14 protein-coding genes are annotated in these 14,340 nt (G+C 56.3%); 6 read left to right on the forward strand and 8 right to left on the reverse strand.

The window, feature by feature from the left end:
• Positions 1-13: 13 nt before the first annotated feature.
• The 8 genes from IT893_RS02185 to IT893_RS02220 form a co-directional block, all read right to left on the reverse strand.
• On the reverse strand, positions 14-1,636 hold the full coding sequence (locus IT893_RS02185; protein WP_197146671.1) for an acyl-CoA dehydrogenase family protein: 1,623 nt from the start codon (positions 1,634-1,636) through the stop codon (positions 14-16).
• 11 nt (positions 1,637-1,647) lie between these two features.
• A complete protein-coding gene (locus tag IT893_RS02190; protein WP_197146672.1) occupies positions 1,648-2,109 on the reverse strand; it encodes a thioesterase family protein in 462 nt (153 codons plus the stop codon).
• Positions 2,110-2,131: 22 nt separating this feature from the next.
• The gene (locus IT893_RS02195; RefSeq protein WP_197146673.1) at positions 2,132-2,611 is read right to left on the reverse strand and encodes a MarR family winged helix-turn-helix transcriptional regulator; all 480 of its coding nucleotides are present in this window, start codon (positions 2,609-2,611) and stop codon (positions 2,132-2,134) included.
• A 26-nt stretch (positions 2,612-2,637) separates the two neighbouring features.
• Positions 2,638-3,960 (reverse strand): TRAP transporter large permease, encoded by a 1,323-nt coding sequence (locus IT893_RS02200; protein WP_064781105.1) that lies wholly within the window; start codon positions 3,958-3,960, stop codon positions 2,638-2,640.
• A complete protein-coding gene (locus tag IT893_RS02205) occupies positions 3,957-4,517 on the reverse strand; it encodes a TRAP transporter small permease (protein ID WP_197146674.1) in 561 nt (186 codons plus the stop codon). Before IT893_RS02205 ends, IT893_RS02200 begins: the two co-directional genes overlap by 4 nt.
• 1 nt (position 4,518) lies before the next feature.
• Positions 4,519-5,571 carry a TRAP transporter substrate-binding protein gene (locus IT893_RS02210; protein WP_197146675.1) on the reverse strand — a complete coding sequence of 351 codons (1,053 nt, stop codon included), beginning with the start codon at positions 5,569-5,571 and terminating at the stop codon, positions 4,519-4,521.
• A 156-nt stretch (positions 5,572-5,727) separates the two neighbouring features.
• The gene (locus IT893_RS02215; RefSeq protein WP_197146676.1) at positions 5,728-6,507 is read right to left on the reverse strand and encodes a crotonase/enoyl-CoA hydratase family protein; all 780 of its coding nucleotides are present in this window, start codon (positions 6,505-6,507) and stop codon (positions 5,728-5,730) included.
• Between the two features lie 32 nt (positions 6,508-6,539).
• On the reverse strand, positions 6,540-7,304 hold the full coding sequence (locus tag IT893_RS02220; RefSeq protein WP_197146677.1) for an SDR family NAD(P)-dependent oxidoreductase: 765 nt from the start codon (positions 7,302-7,304) through the stop codon (positions 6,540-6,542).
• 244 nt (positions 7,305-7,548) lie between these two features.
• Between IT893_RS02220 and IT893_RS02225 the strand changes: the two genes are divergently transcribed.
• The 6 genes from IT893_RS02225 (at position 7,549) to IT893_RS02250 (ending at position 14,309) form a co-directional block, all read left to right on the forward strand.
• The gene (locus IT893_RS02225) at positions 7,549-9,411 is read left to right on the forward strand and encodes a feruloyl-CoA synthase (RefSeq protein WP_252724053.1); all 1,863 of its coding nucleotides are present in this window, start codon (positions 7,549-7,551) and stop codon (positions 9,409-9,411) included.
• A 5-nt stretch (positions 9,412-9,416) separates the two neighbouring features.
• Complete coding sequence (locus IT893_RS02230) at positions 9,417-10,667, forward strand: thiolase family protein (protein ID WP_197146678.1); 1,251 nt, start codon at positions 9,417-9,419, stop codon at positions 10,665-10,667.
• A gap of 206 nt (positions 10,668-10,873) precedes the next feature.
• Positions 10,874-11,902, forward strand: coding sequence for a TRAP transporter substrate-binding protein (locus tag IT893_RS02235; protein ID WP_197146679.1), 1,029 nt, complete (start codon positions 10,874-10,876; stop codon positions 11,900-11,902).
• 65 nt (positions 11,903-11,967) lie between these two features.
• Entirely contained in the window at positions 11,968-12,555 is a 588-nt protein-coding gene (locus IT893_RS02240) for a TRAP transporter small permease (RefSeq protein WP_197146680.1), read from the forward strand.
• A complete protein-coding gene (locus IT893_RS02245) occupies positions 12,548-13,843 on the forward strand; it encodes a TRAP transporter large permease (protein WP_063089092.1) in 1,296 nt (431 codons plus the stop codon). Before IT893_RS02240 ends, IT893_RS02245 begins: the two co-directional genes overlap by 8 nt.
• A 10-nt stretch (positions 13,844-13,853) precedes the next feature.
• Positions 13,854-14,309: a DUF3237 domain-containing protein gene (locus tag IT893_RS02250; protein WP_197146681.1), complete on the forward strand. Its 456-nt coding sequence runs from the start codon at positions 13,854-13,856 to the stop codon at positions 14,307-14,309.
• The last annotated feature ends 31 nt before the right edge of the window (positions 14,310-14,340 follow it).

Raw genomic sequence — 14,340 nt, forward strand, 5'->3', positions numbered from 1 at the left:
GGCATCCAGAGATTTAGCGATGCGCCATGCTTGCGGTGCTGCAGGCGAGTGTCACAGCACCCCATTCCATTACCTGCGCCAGGCATTTCTCATAGCGGCTGGTTTGATCGGCTGAAAGTCGATCGGCCAGTTCTGTCCAAAGTGCCACGCCATAGGTCGCCGCGCTGATCTGCATATAATCGTGGGCGAATTTTGCAGGCGTGTCGCTGGCGATGATTTCTGATGTCATCTGTTGCCAGTATGCCAAAAGCTTCTTTGCCAGCTCCGTATCACCGCGGGTGCCCACGATCAGGTCGCTGATCAGGGCCTCGAACGCCTTGGCACTTGTGCCGTCCTTGTGCCGGGTCAAACGACCGGCAAGGGTCAGGGCATGAATGCCGTTTGTGCCTTCATAAATCTGGCAGATGCGCGCATCGCGCAGTGTTTGCTCGACCCGGTATTCGCGCAAATAGCCATAGCCGCCAAGAACCTGTATGCCGATCTGGGCGGCTTCAACCCCGGCATCGGTGCAGAACGATTTGCAAATCGGGGTCAGGAATTCGATCAGATCGGAATTTATACCCGTCTCCATCAACGCAAAGGTCTTATAGGCCATCAAGCGGCCGGTCGTCGCCAGCATGTCCTGACGGGCCAGCATGCGCGCAACGTCGTGATGCTGATCGATGGAAATCGGTTGACCGGTATTTCGGTCGCGGCCCTGCTTGCGCTCCGCGGCGTAGCCTTGGGCGATGTGATGGGCACGCGTGGCATGTGCCACCCCCTGCAAGGCGACATCAAGTCGGGCATGGTTCATCATGGTAAACATGCACATCAACCCCTTGCCAACCGGGCCAATCGGGGTGGCGGTTGCGCCGTCAAACGCCAGTTGGCAGGTGGGTGAGGCATGCAAACCCATCTTTTCTTCGATCCGGGTGACCGTGACGGCGTTGCGTTCCGTCTCGCCAATATCGGACGGGCACAGAAACAGCGTCAGCCCCCGAACCCCGTCTTCGCGGGTACCGGTCCGCGCCAGCACCAGATGAACGATTTCATCACTCAGATCCTGATCCCCACCGGAAATAAAGATCTTCTCCCCGGTCAGAACCCAACTGCCGTCTTGTTGCTGGCTTGCGACCGTGCGGATATCCGAAAGGTCTGAGCCTGCTTGCGGTTCGGTCAGGCACATGGTGGCAAGATGGCTGCCCGATGCCAGCTCGGGAAGCCAAGTCTGGCGTTGGTCATCGGTGCCAAATTGCGCAATCAGTCTGGCTGCACCAGGGACAAGTCCGGTGACCATCTGAAAGGAATGACAGGCCCCGGCCAGTATTTCGCTGATCGCGCCACAGACGGTGGCCGGGGCACCCTGACCACCAAATTCCTCGGCCAGTGAAATCGATTGCCATCCCTGTTCGACATAGCTCTGATAGGCCGTGCGAAACCCGGACGGCATCAGGACCCGGCCATTTTCGATTTTGCAGCCTTCCTGATCGCCCGGCTCGTCAATCGGGGCGATGACGTCTTCGGCAAAGCGGGCAAAATGATCCAGAATTTCGCGGGTGATTTCCGTATCAAAGCCGTGATCTGCGGCGCGGTTTTCATCGCCGGTCACTGACAGGGCAAACAGAATATCGTCAATCGGCGCTTTGAAGGGGATCACGACGGCGTCTCTTAAGCTTGCGTTTCCTGATGGAGTGTCAGGCGGATAACCTTGTCTTCTGACAAGGCAGCCTTGACCGTATCAGGCACGGGAACAGCAACCAGACTTGCCGGGTTGTCCGGGTTGGCCCGCCCCCAGACGCGGGTTTGCGATCCTTCAAGCAAGGTGGTTTCACCCAGCGTAAAGCGATGGGAAAGGTCGAACGATTTGCCGCCCCAGCGTGATACTTCGACGTGATGCACGATCAAATCCCCGACCCGGGCAGGCGCCATAAAGCTGGCATCACCACGCACCAGCGGCGTTCCGCGAAAATCGCCATCCTTTGCGATCATCGTGGCAAGATCGAACCCGGCAACTGACAACAAGGCCAGAAGGCCGCCTTCCATCCAGTCATAGAAGTTCGGGTTATAGACAATCCGGGCCGGGTCACAGTGACCCCATTCAACACGGATTTCACGGGACAGTCGCAACATGGAACCTTACCTGATCTAAGCGTTATTTTACCTGCTGAATACGGATCAGCATCTCTACAAGGTGTGCGCGTTCGTCGGGATCAAACCCTTCCAGAAGCTTGTCTTCGTGCTTTTGAACCGCACGGCTGGCCTCAAGGAAAAGCTCGATCCCCTTTGCGGTGGTGCGCAGCGCATAGACACGACGATCGGTTGGCACCTTGTTGCGCACGATTAATCCGCGCGCCTGAAGTTCATCGACCATGACGACAATGTTCGACCGTTCCATGGCAAGCGACCGCGCCAGATCGGTCTGACTGATGTCTGGGTTTTCATTGATGATGGCAAGCGCGCTATAGGTCGTCGGCTTCAGATCAAGATGCGTCAGGCTGGCGACAAAATCGCTATGGATCGACATATAGGCACGCTTGAGGTTATAGCCGACAAAGCCGCGCAGCGGACTGTCGGGCGACAATCCCGCAATACCGGTATCCGTATCGTTTTTCTTCTTTTTGTTTGCTTGCAACGGTGTCTCCATCTTTTTGGACGCGGCTATCCTGTGACGATATCCACCAGCCAGAATGTCAGTACCGGGAACGCGACAATGATCGCGATGCGCAGGCACTCGACCAGCAGGAACGGCACCGCCCCGCGGAAAATCTTGCGGGTCGGAATATCGGGTGCCATCGCCGATATCATAAACAGATTAAGCCCGACCGGGGGTGTGATCATCCCCAGTTCAACAACAATCAGGGTGATGATACCAAACCACAGCGCCTGATGGGTCGGGTCCATCCCGAAATCCATCGCCATAAAGGCCGGGAAAAATACCGGCACGGTCAAAAGGATCATCGACAGGCTGTCCATGATGCACCCCATGACGATGTAAAACAGGATCACCACCATCAGAACCGTCATCGGCGCGATCCCGGCCGTGCCGACCCACTCGGCGGCCATGGTCGGTACGCGGGTCAGGGCAAGCGCGACATTAAAAAGATCTGCGCCAAAAATGATGGCAAAGATCATTGCCGTGGTTCCGGCAGTCTCGATCACGCATTCAAAGAGGCCCTTCACCGACAGGCTGCGCATCAGGAAACCGGTCAGCGCAATCAGAACCACCCCAACAGATGCCCCTTCGGCCGGCGTAAAGACACCGCCATAAATCCCGCCCAGAACAGCAATGAAAACAAGCGCAACATGCCAGATCCCGCCAAGCGACCTGATGCGTTCGCGCATCGGGAGTCCGGCATGGGCCGGGCCTTCTTCGGGAAACAGGCGAACGTAAACGCCAATCGCCAGGATAAAGCCAAGCACGGCCAGAAGCCCCGGAATGGTCGCGGCGAGGAACAGTTTGACGATGTTCTGTTCAGTCAGAAGCGCATAAATGATCAAAACCACCGATGGCGGGATCAGAATGCCAAGCGTGCCGCCCGCGGCAAGTGTTCCGGCCCCAAGTGCGCCGGAATATCCGTGGCGCCGCATTTCGGGCAAGGCAACGCGTCCCATGGTGGTTGCGGTCGCAATCGAGGACCCGCAAATCGATCCGAACGCCGCACAGCCGGCAACCGATGCCATGGCAAGTCCACCCCGCCAATGACCAAGCCAGGCATTGGATGCGGTAAAGATTGCGCGGCTGATGCCCGTCCGGGTGGCGATCTGCCCCATCAGGATAAACAGCGGAATGACGGCAAGGTCATAGGAAATGTACTTATCGACAATTGCGGTCTTGAGATAAGCCGACAGCGGCAACCATCCCGACAGGACCACATATCCGCCCGCCCCGACAACGGCCATTGCCAATGCAATCGGCATGCGCAGGAAAATAAGCGCCAGCAGGACGACGACCATAATGATGCTGATTTCAACCGGGCTCATTGTGGGGCATCCGTTTGCGATGAGGTGGTTGGGCGAACAAACTGTTCGATCACGTTCGACAAGGCGGTCAGGGCTGAAAGCCCAAGCCCGAACAGTGCGAAGCCGTAGATAATCCAGGTGGGCATTCTCAAAAGCATGCTGCGGTCGTTATAATCAAACATATCAATCAGGCCGTAAGCGACCCGCCAGGAAATAATCACCCAGCCACAACAGAACAGGATCTCCCAGAGTTGATCCAGAATGGTGCGGGTGCGTTGGGGGAAGGCCATGCTGAAAATGTCGACCATGACATGGTTGCCCTTGCGTTGGCACAACGGCAAAAACAGAAATGCGGCAATCCCGCATCCCATTTCGACAATTTCAAAGTCACCACGAATGCCGCCAATGCCGATATATCGCATCGTCACGGACAGCGTTACCGTGACGGCGACAGCAAGCATGACGGCACCCGCAACGGCAGCGGATGCAATGCAGGCACGATCAACAAACTGACCAAGAAAATGAATGGGCGCAGCGCGATTGCCGCGCCCATTGTGATCACGGGTGGCGCCTGACATGTCAGGCGGTCTCGGCGTCGATCAGCTGATTAAGGCGATCAATCATCGCCTTGCCATCATGTCCGGCATCATTGAGGGTCTCGATCCACTCATCGACGACCGGCTGGGTCGCAGACTGCCAACGTTCGATTTCGTCTTTGGGAATCTCGACGAACTTGTTGCCGCGATCGGCACACATTTTGTAGCCAACCGATTCAAAGCTATCGAACTGTTTGCCAATCTGGCGTGACAGATCGATACCGGAATTGGCATCAATCACTGCTTTCAGATCATCGGGCATACTGTCATAGGCATTGCCCGCCATCAAAAGCGCAAACGAGTTGGCATAAAGACCGCGTCCGCCTTCTGCCGGGGCGCAATGCACGGATGTCAGTTCATGCAGTTTGAAGGCCGGAACCACTTCATAGGGCAGGCAGGTGCCATCAATCACGCCATTGGCAAGACCGACGGCCATTTCCGTAACCGGGAAGAAGATCGGCTCGGCGCCCAGAATGGACAGGGCCTTACCAACATTCTGGTTCGGGGCGCGGATTTGCAGGCCGTCAAGATCAGCCTGATTTTCAATCGCCTTGTCGCGCATGTGGAACTTGCCACCGGCATGAACATGATAGGCCAATGGCTTCATGCCACGGTATTCGTCCTGACCAAACTCATCCATGAACTTGTGCATGGCAACCGATGTTGCCTCGGCCGTTGTCACCATGAAGGGCAGGCTCAGCGTTTCGGAAATCGGATAACGACCCGGGGTGTAGACGGTTAGCGTCCAGGCGATATCCACAACGTTGTTTGCCACCTGTTCGGCAAGCTGCGGCGGTTTGCCGCCAAGCTGCATGGCCGGGAAAATCTGAATATCGATACGGCCATCGGACTGTTCGCGGATGGTCTTGGACCACGGTTCGAAGAACGCCTTGTGCATCGGTGCAACCGGCGGCAACATATGATGCAGACGAAGGGTCACTTCGGCTGCGCGTGCCTTGCCAATGATTGCAGGCGCTGCAAGTGCGCCGCCCATGATGCCGAGCATCTGGCGGCGATTAACGGAAAATCCTGACATCGAACGTCTCCTCACATTATGGGCGCACCGGTTTTTTGGGTGGCCCTGTTCCTTCCTGATTGTTCTGGCGTCCGCTTTGTGCGGTTTCTTGCCGATCCTTGATCTTATGGTATGCGATCTGATGGCCGCAATTATCTGCGGCTCTGTTATAGGCGGTTACTTGAAATTCGGTGCACGTTTTTCAAGGAACGCCTTCAATCCTTCCTGTGCATCTTCGCTGGTTTGCGTCAGGGCGGCACACAGGCTTTCGGTAAACAGGCCATCGGTTTTTGCCATGTCTTCGATCCGTGACAGGGCCTGGATCATGACATAGTTCGAAAGCTGCGCATTTTCGGCAACCGTATTGGCAAGCTCGATGGCCTTTTCTTCGGCGGCTTCCTCGCTGTCACAAACATAATGCGTCAGGCCAAGGCGAAGGCCGTCTTCGGCGTTGTATTTGCGCCCGGTCAGCATCATCTCGATCATGCGATCCGCACCCAGAATCCGGCCGACCCGGACCGATGCACCGCCGCCAACGAAAATGCCACGGCGCCCTTCGGGAAGCTGGAAAAAGGCGGTTTCATCGGCAATACGAATATGGGTCGCACTGGCCAGTTCAAGGCCGCCACCGATGACCGCCCCCTTAAGCAAGGAAATCACCGGCAATCCACCATACTGGATCATATCCATGATGCGGTGCCAGTTGCGTGAATGGCGCATCGTATCGGCGGCATTGCGCGCAACATGTTCGGCCAAATCAAGCCCGGCTGAAAAATGCCCGCCTTCACCAGCCAGGATAACAACCCGCACCCCTTCTGGCGGATTGGCAAAAAACGCCTCAAATGCTGCCATCAAAGTATCGCTGACCGCGTTACGCTTTTCAGGTCGCGTGATGGTCAAACGGGCAATCGATCCGTTGATTGCGACGTTCAATACGTCATTCGCGCCGTTGGTCATGTTCTTGTTCCTTACGTAAAGCAATCTGGTCTTTATTTTGCCTGCAGGCGAACCGCGCCGTCGATCCGGACGACGGTACCATTCAGCATGGTATTTTCGACGATATGGCGGGCAAGGTCGGCATATTCCTGTGCCTTGCCCAGCCGCTTGGGAAACGGAATGTTGGCTTCAATCGCCTGACGGGCTTCTTCGGGCAGGGTGTCGGTCATTGCGGTGGAAAAAAGACCCGGTGCAATCGCCATCACCCGCACACCGATCCGCGCCAACTCGCGCGCGGCTGGCAACGTCATTGACGCAATCCCGCCCTTTGATGCCGCATAGGCGCACTGGCCGATCTGCCCGTCTTCATACCCGACCGATGATGTGTTGATGATCACGCCGCGTTCGCCATCGTCATTTACCGGGGTTGCTTCCGACAGCAACTGCGCGGCATAGCTCATGGTGATGTAGCTGCCGGTCAGATTGACGTTCAGTGTTTTGACAAAATCATCAATCGGAAGGCTGCCATCGCGTGGCAAGATGCGGTTGGCGGTGCCAATGCCAGCGCAATTCACAAGGATGCGCGGCAGGCCAAGATTTTGTTTCACGGTCTTGAATGCAGCTTCGACCGAGCTTCGGTCTGACACATCGACTTCCAGACCAATTCCGCCAGTTTCACTGGCGACTCGTTTGGCGGCATCGCCGTTGCGATCAAACACCGCGACCTTCGCGCCCGCAACCGCAAATGTGCGTGCGGTGGCGGCACCAAGGCCGCTGCCGCCGCCGGTAATGATGGCGGGAACCTGATTGAGCTGCATTTCCTTACCCAAAGTTTGTTATGTTTTATAACAATTATGTTTACACAGTAAAAGAGCGGCGTCAATCGTCATTAGTCAACTGAAATCGCATCAAAATTCGCCCCCCTCGCGCGCGAGCATAATTATACTCAAGGTCAAATTGTTGGGTCCACGTACACGCATAAAGATATTGCGCTTGATGTGATGAATTATGATTGTTATGAATTATAACAAATAAGAAAATGAAAACTGGAGGTTTCGTCTCATGCCTATGATTGCTGAACCCGGACTCCGTCCGGTTCGCATGGGAGATACACGTGTCTCGATGTCCAAAAAGGACAACGGCACGATCTATATCCGATCAACGGAAACGCCGGATGACTATCCGCGCACCATCACTGACAAGCTTGACCATTGGGCGCAACATACACCCGATCATCTGTTTCTGGCCGACCGTGACAAAACCGGCGGCTGGCAAAAACGAAGCTTCCTTGAAACCCGAAACGAGGTCCGCAGTCTTGCGCAGTACCTCATCGAACAGGACCTGTCCGAAGATCGCCCGGTCCTGATCCTGTCGGGCAACAGTCTTGAACACGGGCTTCTTGCATTGGCATCGATGTATGCCGGTATTCCCTATGCGCCGGTGTCACCAGCCTATTCGCTGGTGTCGTCCGATTTCGCCAAGCTGCGCCATATCTGTGATCTTTTGAACCCCGGTCTGATCTTTGTGGATGATGGTGCCAAATATGCCAAGGCACTGGCCGCCGTCATGCCAAAGGATGCCCGTCTGCTGGTTCTGGAAAACCCGCTGTCGCAATATGACTGCGATGTTTTCAATGATGTTCGTCAGACCACACCGACCGATGCGGTCGATGCCGCCAATGGCAAAATCACCGAAGACACGATTGCCAAGTTCCTGTTCACGTCCGGCTCCACCGGGATGCCAAAGGCCGTGATCAATACCCAGCGGATGCTGTGTTTTAACCAGATGATGCTGCGTCACGCGTTGGCATTCCTGCAGGATGAACCACCGGTGATGGTTGACTGGTTGCCCTGGAACCACACCGCAGGCGGCAACCATAATTTCGGCATCGCGCTTTATAACGGCGGCAGTTTCTATATCGATCAGGGCAAACCGACCCCGGACGGTATTCATGAAACCGTGCGCAATCTTTGCGAAGTATCGCCCAACATCTATTTCAACGTTCCCAAGGGGTACGAGGCACTTGTCCATCATCTGCGCGAAAACAAAACACTGCGCGAGATGTTCTTTGCCAAGCTCAAACTCATGCAATACGCCGGTGCCGGTTTGTCGCAATATGTCTGGGACAATCTGGAAAAGATCGCCGAGGACACGGTTGGCGAAAAGATCGTCATCGTCACCGGCTATGGCTCCACCGAAACGGCCCCCTTTGCCTTTACCACCACTTGGGCGGTTGATCAGGCGGGCAGTGTCGGCCTTCCGGCCGTCGGGCTTGATATCAAGCTGGTGCCCAATGCCGAAAAGCTCGAAGTCCGTCTTAAGGGACCGAGCATTACACCGGGATATTGGAAGCAACCTGATAAAACCCGCGAGTCTTTTGACGATGAAGGCTATTACCTGATTGGTGATGCCCTGAAATTTGTTGATCCGGATAATATCGAACGCGGCTTCCTGTTTGATGGCAGGGTTTGCGAAGATTTCAAACTCTCGACCGGGACGTGGGTGCATGTCGCCGCTATCCGGACGGCCATTGCCCAGACCTTTGCGCCCTATGTGCGTGATGCGGTGCTGACCGGTTTGAACGAAGGCTATGTCGGTGCGCTGATCTTTGCCGATTTCACCGCCTGCAAAAAGCTTTGCCCGGATCTGCCCGCCAACGCGTCGGAGCGCGATATCGCAACCCATCCGGCCGTGCAGGCGCATTTCCAGAAATGCCTCAATGAGCTGGCGACCAAATCGACCGGCAGTTCGAACTTTGTCGCGCGCGCGATCCTGCTGGAAAGTTCGCCGGAACTTGATGCGCACGAAGTCACCGACAAGGGCTCGATCAATCAGCGCGCGGTTCTGACCAAACGCGCTGACAAGGTCGCCGAACTTTATACCGACCCGTCACCCGCCGGGGTCATGATTGCCAAAAAGGGATAAGCAGAATGACTGCGAACGCCAAAGGTCTTCGGACCGAATTTGAAGATGTCTGGCTGCTGGGCGGAAAACGCACACCGTTTGTCGATTATACCGGGGCGTTCGGGCTGGTCTCCCCGATTGATCTTGGCATCAAGGCCGCCCGCGCGGCCATCGAGGACGCCGGGGTGAATGCGAACGATATCGATTTCACCGTCGCCGGATCGATGGCCCAGGCATCCTATGATGCCTATATGACGCCTCGCCATATCGGGATTTACGCCGGGGTGCCGGTGGATCGCCCCGCCCATCTTGTGCAGCGGATCTGTGGTACCGGGATCGAAGTCATCCTGCAGGCCGCTGATCATATTTCACTTGGTCGTGGGGATCTGGCACTTTGTGTTGGCACTGAATCCATGAGCCGCAATCCGATTGCCGCCTACACCCATCGCAGTGGTTTTCGCATGGGGCAGGTCGAATTCAAGGACTTCCTGTGGGAAGCGCTTCTGGATCCGGCGGTGAGTTGCACCATGGGCGACACGGCCGAAAATCTTGCCAAGAAATATAACATCACCCGCGAAGAAGTGGATCGCTTTGCCGAACGCAGTTTTGCCCGTGCCGTTGCTGCGCACGAAAACGGCTTCCTTGCCGGTGAAATTGCCACAGTAACCAACGAAACCTTTGAATTTGCCGATGGTAATCCGCGCTCCATCCGCCTGCCGCGCAAGATCGATCAGGTCGACCGCGACAGCCACATCCGGCCATCGCCCTATGACATTCTGGCAAAGCTGCGCCCTGCCTTTGGCGGGGTCCAGACGGGCGGCAATTCATCAGCCGTGGTGGATGGCGCGGCGGGCGTTGTTCTGGGCAGTTCCGATTATGCCCGCAAACACGGCCTGACACCGCGTGCCCGCATCATCGCTGGCGCAGCTGTCGGTGTGCCGCCGGAAATCATGGGTATTGGCCCAGTCCCGGCCATCGAAGCCGTTCTCGATCAAACCGGTATGACCCTTGATCAGATTGACCGGATCGAAATCAACGAAGCCTTCGGCGCGCAGATACTGGCCTGCATCCGCGAACTTGGCCTTGATGAAGACAAGGTCAATGTCAATGGCGGCGCGATTGCAATTGGTCATCCGCTGGGTGCGACCGGAGTTCGGATCACCAATACGCTGGCGCGCGAACTGGTCAAATCCGGCGGTCGCTATGGCATCGCATCGGCGTGCATTGGTGGCGGGCAGGGCATTGCTGTTCTGATCGAAAACACGAAATTGGCATAGGCACGATCCAGGGCGCCATCAACTGCGCCGGGTCGCGACAAACGGAGACGTTATTTTTAGCCGGGACATTGGTTTTGGGCCCGGTTTGGCGATCAGCCCAACCCATGGGGTAAAGGCTTCCAAGGGTGGTCTGATCAAATCGAGGAGCCGACAGACAAGGTAACAAAAACAAAATTGCCGGTGTCGGTTTTCTCAGGGAGGAAACAATGAAACGACTTAAACTTGGTTCAGTGATTGCCTTGGCGTCAGTTGCCGCCATGTCTGCCATTTCCGGTGCGTCTGCCCAGGAAGTGAATTTCCGTCTGGCCCACTGGTTGCCGCCAACCCATCCGGTACAAACCATGGGGCTTGAAGAATGGACAAACTCCATCCGCGAGGCATCCGGCGGCAACATCGACTTCACGATTTTCCCGGCCCAGCAACTGGGCTCCGCACCGGATCACTATGACATGACCCGCGATGGCATTGCCGATATCGGCTATATCAATCCGGGTTATCAGGCCGGGCGTTTCCCGATCTATGGCCTGACCGAGGTGCCCTTCAATGTGAAGGATGCGGTCAATGGATCGGTCGCCCTTCACAAGTGGTATGCGAACTACGCCGAACAGGAAATGCCGGAAGTCAAACTCTGTCTGGTCAACCCGCATGACCCCGGCACCATCCATTCAAAAATGCCGGTCCGCGTGCCGGAAGATATCAACGGCCATGCGGTACGTCCGGCGCACGCGACCATGGCACGGTTTGTAAACCTGCTGGGTGGGGCAAGTGTTCAGGTCCCTGCACCCGAGGCCCGCGAAGCCATCGCCAAGGGCACGGCAGATGCGATCACCTTCCCGTGGAACTCGATCTATATCTTCGGGATTGATCAGGAAACCAAATATCACCTTGATATGCCGTTCTATGTCTCTTCGCAGATCCTTGTGATCAACCGTGGTGTCTATGACGGGTTGTCGGCCGAAAACCGCAAAGTCATGGATGATCACTGCACGCCGGAATGGTCCGGTCGTTTTTCCAAGGGTTGGGCCGAGAACGAGGCATCGGGCCGTGACAAGATGATGGCATCGGGTGATCACGAACTGTATCAGCCGACCGCCGATGAACTGCAACAATGGCGCGATGCCGCCGAACCGCTTGTTGCTCAATGGCGCGAGAGTGTTACGGCCAAGGGCGGTGATGCCGATGCCATTTACAAGGCCTTCATCGACGCGCTCGAAGCCGAGAACGCCAAATATTGATGACACTCCCTGTATCGGCGGCATCGCATCTCGGTGCTGCCGATACCTCTGAAAGTGCATAAATCATGCGGGTTCTTCATCGCTCCCTGACATATCTCGAAGCCTTTTCGCGCAAGGTCGAAATGGTCTCGGCCATTTTGCTTGCGGTGATTACGTTGCTGGTTCTGGCCTCTGCAATTGGTCGCTACCTGTTTGCATGGCCGATCCCCGATGCATTTGATTTTTCGCGCCTGTTTCTGGGCGTGGTCATCATGTGGGGCTTTGCCTGCGTGGGCTATCGCGGATCGCACATCAAGGTCGATCTGTTTGCCCTGATGCTGCCCGCGCGTGTTCGCCGATGGACGGATTTCTTTGCCTGGATGGTCTTGCTGGGTTTCACCGGCTTGCTGTGCTGGAAGATGCTGGCGCGTGTCACCAGCGCCTATAACAGTGGTGAGACGACATTTGATCTGCAAGTACCCGTCTGGCCGGTCATGGGGCTGATCTGGCTTGGCGTTGCGGTCAGCATGCTGACCATTCTGGCGCGCGCCTTGATGATCGCGCTGACCAATGCGGGTCTGGATGATTTTGAACCCGCCGAGTCAGAGCCGCATATTGCCTCCGACCCGCAAAAACAAAAGCAAACTGGTGGTTCAGGGGGAACTGATGACTGAAGCCGATTTTGTCGCACTTGGCGGGTTTGTTGCGCTGTTTGCCCTGATGCTGCTTCGGGTTCCAATCGGCATTGCGATGGGGATTGTCGGTGTCGGCGGCTTTGCCGCAATCGTTGGCCCGACGCCTGCACTCAACCTTCTGGCGCAATCGCCGATCCGCACCATCACCGACTTTAACCTTAGCCTCATTCCGTTCTTTATTCTGATGGGCGTTCTTGCCACCAATTCCGGCATGTCGCGCGAACTGTTTCGCGCAGGGCAGGCGTGGCTGGGATCATTTCGGGGCGGCATGGCGCTTTCGACCATCGCGTCCTGTGCGGGGTTTGCCGCCATATCGGGATCATCGGTCGCAACGGCGGCAACCATGACCAAGGTCGCATTGCCGGAAATGCAGCGCAGTGGCTATCGCGATCATGTGGCGACCGGGGTGATTGCCGCGGGCGGAACGCTCGGCATCCTGATCCCGCCATCGGTTGTTTTGGCGGTGTATGGCTTTATCACCGAACAGGATGTCGGCAAGCTTTTCATTGCCGGGATCATCCCGGGCCTTTTGGCGATTGTGATGTATATGCTGGCCTTTCGGGTGACCTATGCCCGTGGATTGCCGGCGGGCGAACCGTTTGATTTACGCAACGCCATTCGGTCCTTGCGCGATGTCTGGGCGGTTCTGGCCCTGTTCATCGCCATTATCGGCAGCATCTATTTAGGTGTTGTCACCGCAACAGAGGCCGCGGCGGTTGGCTCTGTCCTGACCGCCCTGATCGGGGTGATCCGGGGGCGGCTTGGCTGGCGTAGCATTCTTGATAGTCTGGTCGAGGCCCTGCGCACCTCGGTTGCGATCTATACCATTCTGATCGGTGCGATCCTGTTTGGCTATTTCCTGGCCATCACCCAGACCCCGCAAAAGATCACCGCGTGGCTGGTCGGGCTCGATATCGGGGCCTATCCGACACTTGCCCTGATCCTTGTGTTTTTCCTGTTGCTGGGCTGCATCCTTGATGCCATGGCGATGATCATTCTTCTGGTGCCCATCGTGTTTCCGGTGGTCACCCAGTTGGGGTTTGATCCGATCTGGTTTGGCATCATTGTTGTCATGACGGTCGAACTTGGCCTGATCACACCGCCTGTCGGGATGAACGTGTTTGTCATCAATTCGATTGCCCGCGAAGTGCCCCTGCAAAAGGTGTTTCAGGGTGTCATCCCGTTTGTTGCGGTCGACATCATTCGCCTGATCCTGTTGGTGTTGGTGCCTTCCATCGTTCTTTTCCTGCCGACGACCATGAATTAAAGAGGCCGATATGAAGCTTGAACTTGAACATTTTTGCGATCTGACGGTCGAGCTGGAAGCCCCGATGGAGCTTGGCAATTCGATGCGCGGCACACGCCGGATCATTCCGATCATTGGTGGGCATGTCGAAGGCAAATCGTTGAACGGCCGCGTTCTGGCATTGGGCGCGGACTGGCAAACCGTTTTTGACAACGGAGTGGCCGAACTTGATACCCGATATTGCATCGAAACCCATGACGGGGCGCTGATTGATATCCGCAATTTCGGGTTCCGGCATGGGCCCAAGGATGTTCTGGACGCGCTTGCACGCGGTGAACATGTCGATCCGTCGAAATATTACATGCGCACCCAGCCCCGGTTCGAAACCGGCGATGAACGCTATAGCTGGCTTAATCACCGGATCTTTGTCGGATCCGGACAGCGTGAAAAAAGCACGGTCTATGTCTCGGTCTACGAAGTCCTGTAATAGCCGCTTTGGGGACTTAAAGCGCAGCCCC

Origin of the sequence: Thalassospira sp. A40-3 (assembly GCF_015871485.1) — a bacterium.
Lineage (GTDB): Bacteria > Pseudomonadota > Alphaproteobacteria > Rhodospirillales > Thalassospiraceae > Thalassospira > Thalassospira tepidiphila.